This window comes from Streptomyces sp. NPDC028711 (assembly GCF_055565415.1).
On sequence record NZ_JBVHUJ010000003.1, the window covers coordinates 660,720 to 677,150 of the forward strand.

Sequence of the window (16,431 nt, forward strand, 5' to 3'; positions counted from 1 at the left end):
GGTGACCCGTTCAGAAGTTGCCGTCGTAGTCGCTCGCGCCCGGGGAGCCGTCCGGGTCCCCGGTGACGGGTCCGGAGCCGCCCGGGTCGCCCGCTCCCCCGGCCCTGGTGCCGGGGCCGGTGCGGGGCGGGCGGCGGGACCACGGGGTGGCGCGGGCCCCGCGCGGTGCCGGGCGGCCGCCCCGTACGACGAGTTCGTGTGCGCCGAGGCCGGTGGGCTCGCCGGTCCTGACGGGGATCTGCGCGCCGCCCCTGGGGCGGAGCAGCAGCTCGCCCGCGCCGGTGCGGCGCAGGACGTGGGCGGTGGCGGAGCCGCCGGGGATGCGGCGGAGGGTGGGCGGGGCCCCGTACGGTTCGTCGACGGCGAAGGCGTAGGCGCCGCCAGGGCTCTGGCCGCGGCGGACGGTCAGCGAGTCCAGCGGCCGTCCGTCCTGGCACAGTTCGAGAGTGACGCCGGTGAGGTCGCGGCGGCGGAACCAGGCCACGAGCTGGATGCCGACGAGGGCGCCGATGACGAGGACGGCGGCGGCCGCGCCGGCCACGGTCTTCCACCACCGCTCCCACCAGCTCGGCGGCGCCACCACCCGGATGTCGAGGAAGGCGCCGCGCAGGACGCGGTCGCCGTCACCGGTGTCCACCACCGTGATCCGGCCGCCGAGTTCGCCGAGGGGCGTGCCGTCGCCGACGGTGACGGTGAAGGGGATGCGGGCGCTGCGGTTCGGCTGGGCCGTGACGGTCGCCGGGGTGACGGCGAGCTCCGCGCCGGGGGTCTGGTCCCCGAGGGCGAGCCGCAGGGTGCGCGGCGCCGCGTCGTTGTTGGTGACGTCGAGGGTGCCGTGGACGGTGCCTCCGGGGTGCACCGTGGCCTCGTCGACGGTGAGGGCGGCGGTCACGAGCGGTGCGTCCGTGGCGACGACGGCGTGCAGCGGCCGCCGGTCGGAGGTGATCCCGGGCGCCTCCATGCGGGTGACGAGCTCCAGGGCGCCGGTGGCTCCCGCGGGGACGGTGAGCGTGCCGGTGAACCGCACGTCGCCCGCCTTCGCGTCGGGGGCCTTCCCGTCGTCGGCGAGCCGGAAGGCGACGGGCTCGAAGCCCTCGCCGCTCAGGTCGGCGGCGACCGAGAGCCCGGCGAGCTGCTTCGGGTCGGTGATGACGACTCCGCGCCGGGTCTGCATCCGTACCTCGACCTTCACCTGCTCCCCGGCGCGCGGGGACGCCGGGTCGAGGACGACGGTGGAGCGGAGGCGGCCCTGCCAGAGCGCCCGGACGGCGACCTCGCGGTCGCGGTGGCCCTCGGGCGCCTCGATGTGGACGCGCCAGCGGCCCGGCAGCGGGTTCTTCACGCGCAGCGCCTCGACCGGGCCGTTCTGACCGCTGACCTCGAAGGCGGAGCCGTCGAACTCGCCCCGTACGGGCACCTTGCGGCCCGCCGGGTCGAAGTACGTGACCCTCACCTTCGGGTCGTGCTTGGCGACCGTGAGGGAGCCGTCGGTGGCGATGGGCGGGATGACGACGGTCAGGTCGGCGGGCGGCTTGCCGACGGTGCCGTGCGCGATCCGGGCGCAGCGGGCGGCGGCGAAGGTCTCCTGGAGGGCCTTGTCGATCTCGGCGGAGGTGTCGACGACCCGCATGCGGGGCACGGAGCCGGGGATCTCGGAGCAGCCGCCCAGATAGCCGCCGGCGGCCATGGCGGTGAGCGCGGCCCGGTCGATCTCGCTGCCGAAGCCGAGGGGCCAGATCTGCACGCCGGCCGCGCGGGCCCGGGCGAGTTCCTCGGTGAGCCGCCGTGCTCCGTTGGCCTGGCGGCTGTCCCGGTCGGGGCCGTACTCGGGGCTGTCGGCGACGTCCAGCCTGCCGTCGGTGAGCAGGAAGACGACCCTGGGGGCGGCGCCCTTCCCGGCCTTGCCGGTGCCCTTGGGGGTGCCGGTGAGGCGGGTGACGGCCTGGCGGATCGCTGCGGGGAAGTCGGTGCCCGGTCCCGTACGGGCGGGGTCACGGCGGTTCAGTTCCTGGACGCAGTCGCTGAGCCGTTCGCGGCCGGCGGCGTCGGCGACGGTGAGCGGGCAGACCTCGCGCACGGGCGACTGGCCGGGCCTCTCGGAGCTGCCGAAGCCGATGACGGTGGCCCGGGAACGCTCCGATATCTCGCCCTGGCTGAGCAGCGCCGCCGCCTCGGTCTCACGCGCGAGGTCCTTGTCGGCGAGGCTCGCCGACTGGTCCACGACGACGGCGAAGTCGATCGGGTCGGGCCCCTCGACGAGTGCGTCGGGCCCTTCGGCGGGTGCGGCGGCGGTCCTGTCGGCGGGGGTCCGGGGCGTGCCCGAGGCGGTGGTCGCCGTGAGCGGGCCGGAGAGCGCCAGGAGCGCCCCGGCGAGGAGCAGGGCGCCCCCCTTGCTGTTCCACTGCATGTTCTCTCTCACCACAGTTCGCTGAAGAGGGCCAGGAGGGCGCCGAGCACGAGCGCGGACACGCCCAGGCGCAGCCACCGGTACTTCGCCGCGAGCACGAGTCCGTGCACGCTGGCCTGTTCGAGGAGCCAGCCGGTGGCGTCCGCGCCGGAGGCGGTGAGCCGCTCGCGGAGCGCGGGCTCGGACGGCCCGGCCGTCAGCTCGCGCAGCAGCGTGCGGTCCGCCCCGACCCGGGTGCGGGGCAGCACGACCGAGACGAGCATCAGGACGCCCGCCGTCCACAGCGCGCCCGAGAGCAGCAGGAACGCGAGTCCGGCACCGGCGGTGGGCAGCGGGCCCCGGTCCGCGGAGAACACGACGGCGAGGAAGGCGAGGGCGCCGGAGAGCAGGATCGCGGCCTTGGTGTCGGCACGGCCGATGTCCTCACGGACGGTCGCGAGCAGCCGCTCCGCCATGAACCGGAGCTCTTCGGGCGGTACGGGGGCGGGCGCGGGACCCGGGGCGGGGGCGGGACTCGGTACGGGGGTGAGCTCGGGCCCCGGGGTGGGCGCGGACACGGGGGCCGGGTCCCGTGCGGGATCGGCGGCCGGGCCCCGTACGGGATCGGCGTCGGCGTTCGGTGCGGGGCTTCCCGCCGGGCCCGGGGTCGTGGTCATGCGTCGTCCCAGTCGTCGAACTCGGAGCTGGGCCGGGCCGGGCGGGCGGACCGCCGGGGACGCTCGCGGCGTTCGCGGTCGTACGGGTCGTCGCGGTCGTACCGGTCGTTCCGCTCGTACGCGTCGCGCCGCTCGTAAGGGTCCTCCTCCGCGTACCGCTCGTGCCCGTCGTCGTGACCGTCCCCGTAGGGGTCGCGCGACCGGCCCCGGTCGCGGGGGTCGCCGTCACGGCCCCGCTCGCGCGCCCTGTCCCGCTCCCGTTCGCGGTCCCGTTCGCGCTCGGAGCCGGACTCGACCCGGGTCGGCTCGTACACCCGGGGGTCGCGCGGGGCCTCCCCGTGGTCCTCGTCCCAGTCGGGGCGGCTCGGCTCCGGCAGCGCGTCCTCCAGGGCGAGGCGGCGCGGCGAGGTGCCGCCCGAGGGGTTGAGGACCCGGGCGGTGATGCCGTCGAGGACGGTGCCGGTCTGGGTCCGCAGGTACATGAGGACCTGGTACATCTGCTCGCCGATGTCGTGCCGTTCCAGGACCCCGGTGTCCAGGAGCCGGTTGAACACGGCCAGATAGTCCTCCTGGCCCTCGCGCCGCTCCCGCTGGAGCTGGGTGCGGATCTCCCACTGCTTGTCCGGGTGCATCGCCATGTGGTGGGCGATCTGGGCCGCGTCGCCGCGCCGGAAGAGGGCCTCCATCTCACGGGCGCGGTCGGCGATCAGGACCCGCTCGGCGGCCTCCCTGCGCCGCTCCGCCTCGGCGACGCGCTCGTCGGCCTCCATGGTGACGCCGACCCGGTCACGGCGGGAGACCTCGGCCTTGACGGATTCGTCGAGGTCGATGAAGACGAGGACGCGGGTCCGAAGCCCGATGTCCCGGCCGAAGCTGAGGCGTCCGGCGCTCAGTTCCTCCCGTACGGCCTCGTCGGCGCGCTGCGCCTCGGTGATCCGGAACCTCCTGGAAAGCCTGCGCAGTCCGTCGAGGAGCTCGTCGTGGAGCAGCTCGGCGACGTCCTCGACCTGTTCCCTGACGACGAGGTGCGGGTCGGTCACGACCCACTGGACCTTGGCGACGGCCTCGAAGAAGACGCCGTCCCCCGCGGCAGGCAGCTGGAGCCTGAACTCGGTGACGTTACGGCCGAGCTGGACCTCGAAGACGGTGTACGGGGAGCCGAACATCGGCTTGTTCACGTCCTCCGTGCGGTCCGGCCACACCACCCGGTGGCCGCCGTTGCGGTAGAGGAGCACGGCGGCGACCCGGCCGCTCCGACGGCGGTACGGGGGTGCGTACTCGCCGATCAGCGGTCCGCGCGGACGCCCGCCGGATCCGGGGCCGGACCCCGGCTCGGAGCCGTCGGTCTCCCCGCCCCACCGGCGCTGCCCCTGTCCCCGTCCGCGCGCCTCCTCCTGGTCCTGGTCCTGGTCCCGCTCGCGGTCCGTGTCCAGGCCCTCGTCGTCGTCGCGGCCCCCGGCACGCCGGCCGCCGTCCTGACCGTCGTACCGCTGTTGTTCCCGGCCGTCGTACCGCTGCCGTTCCCGGCCGTCGTACCGCTGCCGCTCCCGGCCGTCCCGGACCCGCTCGTCCCGTCCCCGCCCGTCGCGTGCCCGCTCGTCCGCGCGTGCCCGCTCGTCCGGCCGGGCGTTCCTGTGCTGCTCGGGTCCGGTCATCGGTTCGCTCCTTCCGTCACGGCGTCCCACATCCGGCGCGCCGCGGCTCTGTCCAGGGGCCGGTCACGGTCCCGGACCAGTTCGTTCAGCAGGCCCCTGAGCCGGTCCCGGTCCCTGCGGTCCACCGCGAGCCGCGGCAGGAAGGCGCAGACGTGCCCCAGGGACTCCGGGTCCTTCGCCGCCCGCCGGAGCAGACCGCCGAGGGCCTCCAGGGCGGCTTCTCCCGAGCGGGCCGTGGCGAGGGTGTGCCGCAGCAGCGACGCGAGCTCGGGCGCGAGCTCGGGCCGGGTCGCGAGCAGGGCGACGAACAGGGGGCGGGCCGCGTGACCGTCGAGTTCGGGCACCTCGCGCAGTCCCCACAGATGGGTGGTCCGGGTGCTCAGGGCGCGGATGACGGCGAGGTGGACCAGGTTGGCGAGGTTGAGCCGGCCGTCCTCGAGCCACTGCCGGAGCCGCCGGAGCACGGGCGCGGGCTCACCGGAGGCGAGGAGCCGGGCCACGCTGAAGGAGCCGGGCACGAGGACCCCGGCGTCGGTCGCCTCACGGGTCCTGACGACCCGGGCGAGGGCGTCGAGCGAGCCGGGGACGCCGCCGGCGGCCAGGACGTAGCCGTGGGCGAGCAGGGCCGTCCTGACGAGCGTGTCCTCTCCCGACCGCGCCCAGTTCTTGAGCACGGCGGCGACGGCGGGCCGGACGCGCGGGTCGCGCGCGGCCTCGGCGAGCGCGGTGGCGGCGGCCATGCGGGCGACCGGCTCGTCCGTCACGGCGAGCGGCACCACCAGCTCGCGGAAGCCGTGGATCCAGTCCCAGGAGCAGAGCACGCCGGCCGCGATGGAGGCCCGTACCCACACCTCGGGGCGCGGGTCGTCGCAGAGCGCGCGCAGCCAGCGGGCCACCGGGCCGCGGACGTTGTGGTAGCCGTGCCAGACCTCGCCGAGGACGGCTGCGGCGAGGGCCTCGCCCTGGAAGCGGACGGCGCGCACCGGCACCTTGGCCGGGCCGAGGTCGAGCTCGCCGTCCTCGAGGACGGCGCGGGCCTGTACGGGCCGGTGTTCGGCGTGCGTCCCGAACAGGCGGCGGCCCGGGGCGTGTTCGGGGTCGAGGGTGACCGCGAGTTCCCAGGCGAGGAGTTCGGCGGCCTCGGCGGCGAGGCTGTAGGCCGAGCCGTCGAAGACGGCGACGGCGATGCGGAACGCCCCGGCGCTCAGGGCCGGAAGGGCCTCGGGGAGCGCGCCGGGCCGGTCGGCGCCGGCGAACCACTCGCGGGCCTGGGAGCGGACGAAGGAGGCGCATTCGGCGAGGAGCTGCTCGTCGGTCACCTCGCCGCGCCAGTGCCGGGCGAGGTGGTCGGCGAGCCGGGCGGCCTCGCGGGGCCGCAACTCCTCGAGCCCCAGGGCTTCGGCGACGTCCCGGCGCGCGGCGCGCGCCCGCGCGGCACCGAGGGCTTCGTCGGGCTCGGCGCGCAGCCGGTGCCAGAGGTGGCGGTGGAGGACCTCGTCGGCGGGCGGCGGCGCGCAGTACATGCCGTACCGTCCGCGCAGCAGCCGGTCGGCGAGCTCCCCGTTCTCGACGAGGACCACGCCGTACGCGTCCCGGCCGCGCAGCAGGTCGCCGAAGCGGTCGAGGTGCAGTTCGGAGAGGCGGGCGGCGGGGCGGCGGGCGGTGCCGGTGTGCTCGCCCCGACCGGAGCGGGAGTGCCGCGGTTCGTTCTCGGCGGGGACGTCCTCGGTGAGCAGTTCCAGGAGGTGGCCGCCGCTCTCCTGGAGGGCGTCCTCGGTGATCTCGTCGACGCCGTGGCGCGGGTCGAGGCGGAAGACCTTGCCGCCGGTCAGTTCGTCGAGCAGGGCGAGCGCGGTGGCCTTGCGGCCGCTGCCGGGTTCGCCGCAGAGGACGAGCACCCGGTGGTCGCGGAGCCGGTCCCGCATCCGCCGGTAGCCGGCGGCCGCGCAGTAGACCCGGCCGAGGTGGTCGAGCGTCTCGGGCGGGACGGGACCCTGGACGAAGTGCGGGGAGCGGTCGGAGCCGTACAGGGCGAAGATCTGGTTGCCCTCGAAGACGGTGCCGTCGCCGTGGATGGTGGTGAGGCGGTCGGCGCCGGCGCCGGCCCAGGTGCGGACGGCCCGGCGCGCGGTGGCGGCGCCGCCGGTGTCGCTCTCGCCGCCGAGGGGTCCCCGGTCGGCGACCTCGAAGACGCTCGGCTCGCGGGACTGCTCGCCGGCGGCGTCGGACCGGTCGGTCCCGGCCGCCCGGTCGCCGTCCCGGTCCGCGCGCTCGCCACCACGGTCGGAGCCCCGGTCCGAGCCGCGGTCGCTCCCCCTGTCCCCTCCCCGGTCGCTTCCCCGGTCGCCTCCGCGGTCCTGTGCGTCCGCCCGGTCGCCGTGGCCCTGCCCGTCGTCCGGTCCGTCGTCGTGGGGCGCGGACTCGTCCTCGTCGCTCACTCCGTCTCACCCGCCCCGGAGCCGGCCCCCGGACCCGGGTCGGCTCCGCCGCCCTTGCTGATTCCGGTGAAGCCGCCGTGGATGGTGTTGCCGTGGACGTCGAGCAGGTCGCCCCCGACGTGGTACGTACGGCTCCCTCCCCCGGTCCGGGGCGTTGGGCCGTCCCCCCGCGACGGCCCAACGCCGGTCCGTGAACCCGCCGGTACCGGCTCCCCCGCGACGGCGGGTTCCCCCTCGGGCCCGATGAGCGGCGGCGCGGGTCGGCGCGGTACGTGGAACCAGGCGGTCTCGTCGGTCTCCTTGGAGCGGATGCGGGCCTGCCGGTAGTGGTCCGGCTCCACGTATCGGCCGCCCTCGGCGACCACGTTCGCGTACAGCCAGTCGGAGACGACGACGAGCAGGTCGACCTCGGGGGCCTCGTTCATGATCCGCTTGGCCGGGGGGCTGTCGCAGAGCCGGGCGGCGAGGTCCACCGCCCGCCCGACGAGCCCGTGCGGGTCCTGGACCACGAGTCCCGCGTTCATGCCGATCCGCAGCCGCAGCGGCCGCGTCCGGCCCTTGTTGTGGGCGCGCAGGCTCTCGTACAGGGTGTCGATCCACCGGCCGACCATGAGGGTCGGCGGCACGTCGGGGCGCAGGGCGGCGAGGATGCCGTCCCCCCGGTCCTCCTGGTGGAAGGTGCCGGGCTCGACGCCGACGGAGCTGTACGCGTCGTCGAACGCGGCGTACATCGCCGCGCGCTGCAGTCGCTTCTCGGCCATGTCCAGGGATCCGGATCCGCAGATGTCGCCGAAGACGACGAACCGGTGGATGCCGCCCGCCCCTCCGCCTCCTGCTCCGCCCGCTTCCCCGTTCGCTCCCGCAGTGCTCACTCGGACTCCCTGTGTGATGCCCTGGTGCCGTTGGTGCCGTGGTGGTGCGTGTCCAGACTGGCCGCGTTCCGCGACCGGCGATGTAGCCGTTTACACACCCGGAGGAGATTCGTCCGCCGGGTCTCCGCCGGGGCGTGCGCGCCCCTCCGCGAGCAGGACGAGGACCCGCATGTCGATGACGACGACGGTGCGGTGCGCGGTGCGGACCACGTCCTGTTCCCTGAGCAGCCGCAGCGCCTTGGCCACGGCCTCCCGGGTGGCTCCGACGGCCGCCGCCAGGTCGTGCTGGGGCAGCGGGAGTTCGAGTACGGTCCCCGTGTCGCCCCGGCGTCCGGCGCGCTCGGCCAGTTCGACGAGCCGGGCCGCGAGGCGCTGGAGGACGGTCTCGGACGCGAGCGCGCGGCGCTCGACGTCGGCGCTGCGCAGCCGGGTGGCGAGCTGGCGCATGATCAGCGCGGTGGCGTGGGGCCGGGTGGCGAGGAAGCGCCGGAACCGGTCACCCGAGATGGCCACCGCCTCGACCGTGCCGAGCGCGGTGACGCTGGCGCTGCGCGGGCGCCGGTCGACGGCGGAGAGGTCGCCGACGACCTCGCCCGCGCCCCGCAGGGCGAGGATGAGCCGCGAGCCGCGCTCGGTGCCGACGGAGACGACGGACCAGCCGGTGAGCAGGGCGAGGACGTAGGCGCTGGTGTCGCGTTCGCGGATCATCACCTCCCCGGGTTCGTAGACGCGCCGGGCGCCCTCGGCGAGCAGGGACCGCCGGTCGGCCGCCGGGAGGGCGTGGAGGAAGGAGCGGTCCTGGCCGAAGAGACTCACCGACCGCTCACCCCCGTACCGTCCTCGGGCCCTCCGGGAAGACCGCCCGCCGGTGTGCGACCGGCGCGTTCACGTGTGCGCTTCCGCCTCATGCGGCGTACCCCGCCACGTTGTTGACGCTGTGTCACGTCGTGGGGTGAAGAACGCTAGAGGGTGCGGAAGAAACGCGTCAACGGGCACGGGGGGCGCAGGGGAGCGCCGTTCCCGGCACCCCTGCGCCCCCCCGTCGGAGTCACGGCCTCCGGCACCCCCGCCCGGCCCGGGGGCGCCGTGTCGATCGGGCCGGAGCCCGGCCCGGTCGGCACGACGTCCCCCGGGGCGTCAGAGCCTCGGGTCCACCGGCTCCGATTCCAGGGCGAGGACCGCGAAGACGGCCTCGTGGACCCTCCAGAGGGGTTCCCCCTCCGCCAGGCGGTCGAGCGCTTCCAGGCCGAGGGCGTACTCGCGCAGGGCCAGCGACCGCTTGTGGCCGAGGAAGCGCTGCCGCAGCCGCTCCAGGTTCTCCGGCCGGGTGTACTCGGGGCCGTAGATGATCCGGAGGTACTCCCGGCCGCGCACCTTCACGCCCGGCTGGGCGAGCCGGCCCTTGGTGTCGCGGACGAGCGCGGCCAGCGGCTTGACCACCATGCCCTCGCCGCCCGCGCCGGTCAGCTCCCGCCACCAGTCGACGCCCGCGCGGACGGACGCCTCGTCACCGGTGTCGACGACGAGCCGGCGGGTGACCTGGACGAGTCCGGTCGGGTCGTGTTCCACGAGCCGGTCGAGCCAGGCCAGCTGCGCGTCGTGGGGCACGGCGGCGAGCGAGCGTCCGCGCGCGGCGAGCAGCTGGAAGGGGGCGAACCGCACGCCCTCCAGGCCCTCGGTCGGCCAGCAGTACCTGCGGTACGCCTCGGTGAACGCGGCCGCGTCCGCCGCCCGCTCCCGCTGCTTGGCGAGCAGCCCGTCGATCCCGTCGACCCCGCGGGCCACCGCCTGTTCGAGGGCGGTGACGGCGCCGGGGAAGACGGCGCCCGAGGCGGCGCCGACGGCCGCGTACTGCGCGCGGAGGAGCCCGGCCGACTTGAGCGACCACGGCATCAGCTCGCCGTCGAGCAGCAGCCAGTCCCCCGCGCCGGACGCGCCGCCCGGCGTGGCGAGTTCGTCCCAGAGCCCGGCGGCGCCGATCGCGGTCCGCAGCCGGCCGAGGACCTCCTCGGTGACGGCGGGATCGTCGAAGAAGGGCCGTCCGGTGCGCGTGTACAGCGCACCGGTCACCCCGTCGACACCGAAGCACTCGCGGGCGGCGTCGGCGTCCCGGCAGACCAGGGCCACGGCCCGGGAGCCCATGTGCTTCTCCTCGCACACGACCCGTTCGACGCCGTCCGCCCGGTACTGGGCGAAGGCCTCGGCCGGGTGCTCCAGGTAGCCCTCCTCCTTCGAGGTGGCGGTCGGTGCCATCGTCGGCGGCAGGTAGGCGAGCAGCCGCGGGTCGACCGCGAACCGGCTCATGACCTCCAGGGCCGCGGCCGCGTTCTCCTCGCGCACGGCGACGTTGCCGAGGTGCCGGGTCTCCACGATCCGCCGGCCGTGCACGTCGGCGAGGTCCAGGGGGCGTCCCTGGTGGCCGCCGGGCGCCTCGGTCGCGAGCGGCCGGGCCGGCTCGTACCAGACGCGCTCGGCGGGTACGTCGACGAGTTCGCGCTCCGGCCAGCGCAGGGCGGTCATCTTGCCGCCGAAGACGGCTCCGGTGTCGAGGCAGATCGTGTTGTTGATCCACGAGGTGTTCGGCACGGGCGTGTGTCCGTAGACGACGGCGGCCCGTCCCCGGTACTCCTCCGCCCACGGGTAGCGCACCGGCAGCCCGAACTCGTCGGTCTCGCCGGTGGTGTCCCCGTAGAGCGCGTGCGAACGCACCCGCCCCGAGGTCCGGCCGTGGTACTTCTCGGGCAGCCCGGCGTGGCAGACGACGAGGTCGCCGCCGTCGAGCACGTAGTGGCTGACGAGTCCTTCGATGAACCTCCCGACCTCGGCCCGGAACTCCTCGCTCTCGTGCCCCAGCTGCTCGATCGTCTCGGCGAGGCCGTGGGTCTCCTGCACCTTGCGGCCCTTGAGCCAGCGGCCCAGCTTGTTCTCGTGGTTGCCGGGAACGCACAGCGCGTCGCCCGCGGCGACCATGCCCATCACCCGGCGCAGGACGCCGGGCGAGTCGGGTCCCCGGTCGACGAGGTCGCCGACGAAGACCGCCGTACGCCCCTCGGGGTGGTGGCCGTCGACGTAGCCGAGCTTCGCGAGGAGGGTCTCCAGCTCGGAGCGGCAGCCGTGGATGTCACCGATGATGTCGAAGGGGCCGGTGAGGTGGCGCAGGTCGTTGAAGCGGCGCTCCAGGACGACCTCGGCCTCCTCGACCTCTTCGACGGACCGCAGGACGTGCACCTTGCGGAAGCCTTCGCGCTCCAGGCCCTTCAGGGAGCGGCGGAGCTCGCGGCGGTGGCGCTGGATGACGTGCGCGGGCATGTCGGCGCGGTCGGGACGCCCGGCGTTCCGGCTGCGGCACACGTCCTCGGGCAGGTCGAGGACGATCGCGATGGGCAGCACGTCGTACGACCGGGCCAGCTGGACGAGCTGCCGCCTGGCCTCCTGCTGCACGTTGGTGGCGTCGACGACGGCGAGCCGGCCCGCGGCGAGCCGCTTGCCGACGATGTAGTGGAGGACGTCGAAGGCGTCCCTGCTGGCGGACTGGTCGTTCTCGTCGTCGGCGACGAGCCCCCGGCAGAAGTCGGAGGAGACGATCTCGGTGGGCTTGAAGTGGCGCCGCGCGAAGGTGGACTTGCCGGAACCGGTGGCACCGACGAGCACCACGAGGGACAGGTCGGTGACGGGGAGCGTACGGGTCATGCCGCGACCTCCTTCGGGGTCTCGCCGGCGCGGGTGGCGTGGGTACGGGTGGCGTCGGTACGGGTGGCGTCGGTACGGGTGAAGACGGCCATCTGGGTGGGCGGCCCGACCTCGGGGTCGTCGGGGCCGACGGGGGTGTACGCGACGTCGTACCCGTACCGCTCGGCCACCGAGGCGGCCCAGCTCCGGAACTCCTCACGGGTCCACTCGAACCGGTGGTCACGGTGCCGGACGTGCCCCGCGGGCAGCGTTTCCCAGCGCACGTTGTACTCGACGTTCGGCGTGGTCACGAGGACCGTACGCGGACGGGCCGAGCCGAACACCGCGTATTCGAGGGCCGGCAGCCTCGGCAGGTCGAGGTGCTCGATGACCTCGCTGAGCACGGCCGCGTCGTAGCCGGTCAGCCGCTTGTCGGTGTACGCGAGCGAGCCCTGCACCAGTTTCACGCGGGCCGCCTGCCGCTCGCCCATCCGGTCGAGCCGCAGCCGGCGCGCGGCGACGGTCAGGGCGCGGACGGACACGTCGACACCGACGATCTCCGTGAAGCGGACGTCCTTGAGCAGGGCCTGCACCAACTGGCCCTGGCCACAGCCCAGGTCGAGGACGCGGCTCGCGTCCGCCGCCGTCAGGGCGGCGAGGATCGCGTCCCTCCGCTGCTCGGCCAGCGGCACCGGCCGCTCCTCGGTGTCGGTCGACTCGTCGACGGCGTTGTCGACGTCGTCGACGTCCAGACCCTCGGCCTCGGCGAGCCGGACCAGTTCGAGGCGCTCCGTGGCCTCCCGGGCGAGGCCCCAGCGGCGGGAGAGGTAGCGGGCCGTGATCAGCTTCCGCTCGGGGTGCCCGGCGAGCCAGCCGTCACCGGCGCGCAGCAGCTTGTCGACCTCGTCGGGCGCGACCCAGTAGTGCTTGGCGTCGTCGAGGACCGGCAGCAGGACGTACAGGTGGTTGAGGGCGTCCGCGAGCCGCAGCTCGCCCTCCAGGACGAGCCGCACGTACCGGGAGTCGCCCCACTCGGGGAACTCCGGGTCGAGGGCCACCGGCTCCGCGTCCACCGTGTCCCAGCCCAGCGGCCCGAACAGGGCGCGCACCAGATCGGCGCCGCCCCGCGCGGGCAGGACGGGGACCTCGACGCGCAGCGGCAGCGGCGCGGCGGCCCGCTCGGGCATCGCCTTGCAGACGCCGTGCAGCGCCGTCTTGAAGACCGTGGCGAGCGCGACGGCGAGCAGCGACGAGGCCGCGTAGGGCCGGTCGTTCACGTACTGCGCGAGCGCCGAGTCGGGGGCGCCGCCCCGTCCCTTGCCCTTGCCGCGGCGCACCAGCGCCACGGGGTCCACCTCCAGGAGGAGTGCCGCCGTGCACCGCTCGGTGCTCGCCTCGGGGTAGAGGACGTGCGCGGTGCCGTGCGAAGTCGAGAACGTCTGCGCCCGCTCGGGATGCTTGTGCAGCAGAAAGCCGAGATCGGTCGCGGGACGCTCCTGGTCGCCGGTCGTACTGATCGTCAGGAACACCCGTCCGAGTATGGTTCCCCTCTCCCCTCCCGACCAGGCATTTTCCCGAGGGCTCAGCCCCTGCCGCGATGGGCGGTGGAGGCGGCGATGAGCCGAGGGCTCAGTCCCTGCCGCGGACGGCCGTGGAGGCGGCGAGGAGCCGGGCTCAGCCCCTGCCGCGGACGGCCGTGGAGGCGGCGAGCGCGGCGATCACGTCCGGGCCCACCCTGCAGCAGCCGCCGATGAGCCGGGCGCCGGCCGCGGCCCAACCGGTGGCGCGGGCCGGGTCGAAGGCCACGTCCCCGTGCCAGCCCCGCGCGCGGGCGTCCCACCGCTCGCCGCTGTTGGGGTAGACCACGGCCGGCTTCCCGGTCACGGCCGCGGCGAGCTCCACGGCGGGCCCGGCCTCCGCCGGGTCGCAGCAGTTGACCCCGACCGCGACGACCCGCTCGTCCCCTGCGGCGACCGCGAAGGCCTCCGCCAGGTCCTGCCCGGCCCGGGTCCGCCCGCCCCCGACCGTGTACGAGAGCCACACGGGCACCCCGCACCCCTCGGCCGCCCGCAGCAGCGCCTCCGCCTCCACCACGTCCGGCACCGTCTCCAGGGCGAGCACGTCCGGCTCCGCCGCGGCGAGCGCCTCGATCCGGGGCCGGTGGAACGCCTCAAGGTCCCGCACGGACAGCCCGTACCGCCCCCGGTACTCGCTGCCGTCCGCGAGCATCGCGCCGTACGGCCCCACGGAGGCGGCGACCCAGACCTCCTCCCGCACGCCCTCGGCCGCCGCCCGTGCCAGCTCCACGCTCCGCGCGAGGAGCCCGGCCGCCTCGTCCCGGCCCACGCCCCGCCGGGCGAAGCCCTCGAAGGTGGCCTGGTAGCTGGAGGTGATGAGCACCCGGGCCCCCGCCCGTACGTACGCCGCGTGGGCCGCCTCGATCTGCTCGGGCGCGTCGGCGAGGAGCCGCGCGGACCAGAGCGCGTCGGAGAGGTCGCAGCCCTGCGCCTCCAGCTGGTTGGACAGGCCGCCGTCGAGGACGAGGACGTCCGCCCCCAAGGCCTCGGCGAGCGTGCGCACCGGCTTCACGCGCGTACTCCTCTCATCCCAGCTGCGACTGGACCCGCGCGGAGATCAGCTCCAGGTGGTCCAGATCGTCCAGGTCCAGGACCTGGAGGTAGACCCGGGAGGAGCCGACGGCCGCGTACCGCCCGAGCTTCTCGACGACCTCGGCGGGCGAGCCCGCGAGGCCGTTCGCCTTCAGCTCGTCGACGTCCCGCCCGATGGCGGCGGCCCGCCGGGCGACCTCGGCGTCGTCCTTGCCGACACAGACGACCAGGGCGTTGGAGTACACCAGGTCGCCGGGCGCCCGCCCGGCCTCCTCGGCCGCGGCCCGGACCCTGCCGAACTGCCGCTCGCTCTCCTCCACCGATCCGAAGGGAAGGTTGAACTCGTCCGCGTACCGCGCGGCCAGGCGGGGCGTGCGGCGCGCGCCGTGCCCGCCGATCAGCACCGGGACCTTGTCCTGGGCGGGCTTGGGCAGCGCGGGAGAGTCCGTGAGCTGGTAGAACTCCCCCTCGTAGCTGAAGGACTTGCCGACCTCGGTCTCCCACAGACCGGTGACGATCGCCAGCTGCTCCTCCAGCCGGCCGAACTTCTCCTTCGGGAACGGAATGCCGTACGCCTTGTGCTCCTCCTCGAACCAGCCCGCGCCGAGGCCGAGTTCGACCCGGCCGCCGGACATCCGGTCCACCTGGGCGACCTGGATGGCGAGGACACCGGGGAGCCGGAAGGTGCCGGCGGTCATCAGCGTGCCGAGGCGGATCCGCTTGGTCTCCCGGGCGAGCCCGGCCAGCGTGATCCAGGCGTCCGTCGGTCCGGGCAGCCCGTCGCCGGAGCCCATGCTCAGATAATGATCGGACCTGAAGAAGGCGTCGAACCCGAGCTCCTCGGTGGCCCGCGCCACCGCGAGGAGAGTGTCGTAGTCGGCCCCCTGCTGGGGCTCGGTGAAGATACGAAGATCCATGCCCTCCATCCTGCACCGCCGGGTCCGCATCAGCCTCCCCGCCGGGCCCCTCCTGCGGCCCCTCCTGCGGCCTCTCCGTCAACCTCCTTGTCAGCCCCTTGATCGCCCCGGCTCGGTCGGGTGAATAACCGGCCCCCTGGCGGGCCGCGTCCGCCCTGGCCAGTGTCCGGGGCCCGGCGCCCGTCGTTGGCTCGGGCGGAGCCGGACCGCCCGGCCCGCGTGCCGGCGGCCGCTGCCGGTGCGTCGCTCTCTCTCGTGGCCCCGTCCTCGGCGGTGGGGCCCGGGCCGAGGAGGCCGCCATGTCCCAGGAAGCCGCGCCGGAGCGGGCCGTGCCCGAGCAGCAGCCGGTGCCGCAGTCCGTGCCGGAGCAGAAGGGCACCGGTGCGCCCAAGGGTCTGCTGCAGCAGATGGAGGAGCTGATGGCGGCGCTCTCCGCCGACCTCTCCCAGCTGGACGCCGACCTCCAGTCCACCGCCGACCGCCACGAGCCGAACCGGCACGACCCGAACCAGCACGAGGCCGAGCAGGAGCCACAGGAGCAGCGCGGGCAGGAGCAGCGCGGGCAGGAGCAGCGCGGGCAGGAGCAGCGCGGGCAGGAGCAGCGCGGGCACGACCAGCTCCGGCAGGAGCAGCTCGGGCGGTTCGGTCCCGAGCGCCGCTCCCTCTAGGGCCTCCGCTTCCCCGGCCGGTCGCCGGGCGCCGTTCACCACCGGCCCCGTCCGGGGCCCGCGCGGTCTCGGGCGGCGTCGGGCGGGCGGGCCCGCTCCCCGTCACGTACGGCCAGGCGCCGCAGCATCCCGCGCACCCGGTCGCTCGACTCGTCGGCCGCGTCGATGGCCTCGATGCACTGCCAGTAGAGCCCTTCCTCGTCGGTGACGCAGGCCACGCCGACCAGCGCGATGCCCACCTCCCCGAGCAGCTCCCCCAGCAGGGTCAACGCCCCGGCCGGGTCGGCCACTTCGGTCAGCTGGGCCGCTCGCGGCCCGCCGGAGCCCCATGCCGGGTACTCCCCGATCTCGCTGAGGCCGCGCGCCTCGCCGCGCAGCTCCTGCGGTCCACAGAGCGCGAGATGGTTTCCTATCGCCTGGGCGAGCGCCTGGGCCTGCCAGGCCTCCGCCACGATGCCTTCCGCCGTCCCGCTCTCCGCCAGCGCGTGCCGGCCAAGCGCGATGAGTCGCTCCGCTTCCATCAACGCCGCCCCCGTTCGT

At 75.1% G+C, this 16,431-nt stretch carries 12 protein-coding genes; 1 reads left to right on the top strand and 11 read right to left on the bottom strand.

The window, feature by feature from the left end:
* Positions 1–10: 10 nt before the first annotated feature.
* From ACZ4VK_RS14015 to ACZ4VK_RS14060, 10 genes are all read right to left on the bottom strand, one after another.
* The gene (locus tag ACZ4VK_RS14015) at positions 11–2,419 is read right to left on the bottom strand and encodes a VWA domain-containing protein (RefSeq protein ID WP_468351855.1); all 2,409 of its coding nucleotides are present in this window, start codon (positions 2,417–2,419) and stop codon (positions 11–13) included.
* Positions 2,416–3,063 carry a Pycsar system effector family protein gene (locus ACZ4VK_RS14020; RefSeq protein ID WP_468351857.1) on the bottom strand — a complete coding sequence of 216 codons (648 nt, stop codon included), beginning with the start codon at positions 3,061–3,063 and terminating at the stop codon, positions 2,416–2,418. Before ACZ4VK_RS14020 ends, ACZ4VK_RS14015 begins: the two co-directional genes overlap by 4 nt.
* Positions 3,060–4,718 carry a hypothetical protein gene (locus tag ACZ4VK_RS14025; protein ID WP_468351859.1) on the bottom strand — a complete coding sequence of 553 codons (1,659 nt, stop codon included), beginning with the start codon at positions 4,716–4,718 and terminating at the stop codon, positions 3,060–3,062. The genes ACZ4VK_RS14020 and ACZ4VK_RS14025 overlap by 4 nt, the downstream gene beginning before the upstream one ends.
* Complete coding sequence (locus tag ACZ4VK_RS14030; protein WP_468351861.1) at positions 4,715–7,156, bottom strand: hypothetical protein; 2,442 nt, start codon at positions 7,154–7,156, stop codon at positions 4,715–4,717. The genes ACZ4VK_RS14025 and ACZ4VK_RS14030 overlap by 4 nt, the downstream gene beginning before the upstream one ends.
* Positions 7,153–8,028 (bottom strand): nucleotidyl cyclase domain-containing protein, encoded by an 876-nt coding sequence (locus tag ACZ4VK_RS14035; RefSeq protein WP_468351863.1) that lies wholly within the window; start codon positions 8,026–8,028, stop codon positions 7,153–7,155. Before ACZ4VK_RS14035 ends, ACZ4VK_RS14030 begins: the two co-directional genes overlap by 4 nt.
* Before the next feature lie 90 nt (positions 8,029–8,118).
* Positions 8,119–8,844: a Crp/Fnr family transcriptional regulator gene (locus ACZ4VK_RS14040; protein WP_468351865.1), complete on the bottom strand. Its 726-nt coding sequence runs from the start codon at positions 8,842–8,844 to the stop codon at positions 8,119–8,121.
* Positions 8,845–9,165: 321 nt separating this feature from the next.
* Positions 9,166–11,718 carry a polynucleotide kinase-phosphatase gene (locus ACZ4VK_RS14045; protein WP_468351867.1) on the bottom strand — a complete coding sequence of 851 codons (2,553 nt, stop codon included), beginning with the start codon at positions 11,716–11,718 and terminating at the stop codon, positions 9,166–9,168.
* The gene (locus ACZ4VK_RS14050) at positions 11,715–13,226 is read right to left on the bottom strand and encodes a 3' terminal RNA ribose 2'-O-methyltransferase Hen1 (protein ID WP_468351869.1); all 1,512 of its coding nucleotides are present in this window, start codon (positions 13,224–13,226) and stop codon (positions 11,715–11,717) included. Before ACZ4VK_RS14050 ends, ACZ4VK_RS14045 begins: the two co-directional genes overlap by 4 nt.
* A 145-nt stretch (positions 13,227–13,371) precedes the next feature.
* Positions 13,372–14,286, bottom strand: a complete 915-nt coding sequence (gene mmuM / locus ACZ4VK_RS14055) for a homocysteine S-methyltransferase (protein ID WP_468351871.1) — start codon at positions 14,284–14,286, stop codon at positions 13,372–13,374.
* A gap of 13 nt (positions 14,287–14,299) precedes the next feature.
* On the bottom strand, positions 14,300–15,223 hold the full coding sequence (locus ACZ4VK_RS14060) for an LLM class F420-dependent oxidoreductase (RefSeq protein WP_468351873.1): 924 nt from the start codon (positions 15,221–15,223) through the stop codon (positions 14,300–14,302).
* Between the two features lie 299 nt (positions 15,224–15,522).
* On the opposite strand from ACZ4VK_RS14060, the gene ACZ4VK_RS14065 reads away from it, so the two are divergent.
* On the top strand, positions 15,523–15,891 hold the full coding sequence (locus tag ACZ4VK_RS14065; protein ID WP_468352074.1) for a hypothetical protein: 369 nt from the start codon (positions 15,523–15,525) through the stop codon (positions 15,889–15,891).
* 35 nt (positions 15,892–15,926) lie between these two features.
* Here the strand turns inward: ACZ4VK_RS14065 and ACZ4VK_RS14070 are convergent, their stop codons facing one another.
* A complete protein-coding gene (locus tag ACZ4VK_RS14070; RefSeq protein ID WP_468351875.1) occupies positions 15,927–16,412 on the bottom strand; it encodes a DUF6099 family protein in 486 nt (161 codons plus the stop codon).
* Positions 16,413–16,431 lie beyond the last annotated feature (19 nt).

Bases quoted from the DNA above. Each gene is read 5' to 3' on its own strand.
- ACZ4VK_RS14060 (WP_468351873.1), bottom strand. From the start codon at position 15,223: ATGGATCTTCGTATCTTCACCGAGCCCCAGCAGGGGGCCGACTACGAC.
- ACZ4VK_RS14070 (WP_468351875.1), bottom strand. From the start codon at position 16,412: ATGGAAGCGGAGCGACTCATCGCGCTTGGCCGGCACGCGCTGGCGGAG.
- ACZ4VK_RS14065 (WP_468352074.1), top strand. From the start codon at position 15,523: ATGTCCCAGGAAGCCGCGCCGGAGCGGGCCGTGCCCGAGCAGCAGCCG.
- ACZ4VK_RS14020 (WP_468351857.1), bottom strand. From the start codon at position 3,063: ATGACCACGACCCCGGGCCCGGCGGGAAGCCCCGCACCGAACGCCGAC.
- ACZ4VK_RS14025 (WP_468351859.1), bottom strand. From the start codon at position 4,718: ATGACCGGACCCGAGCAGCACAGGAACGCCCGGCCGGACGAGCGGGCA.
- ACZ4VK_RS14045 (WP_468351867.1), bottom strand. From the start codon at position 11,718: ATGACCCGTACGCTCCCCGTCACCGACCTGTCCCTCGTGGTGCTCGTC.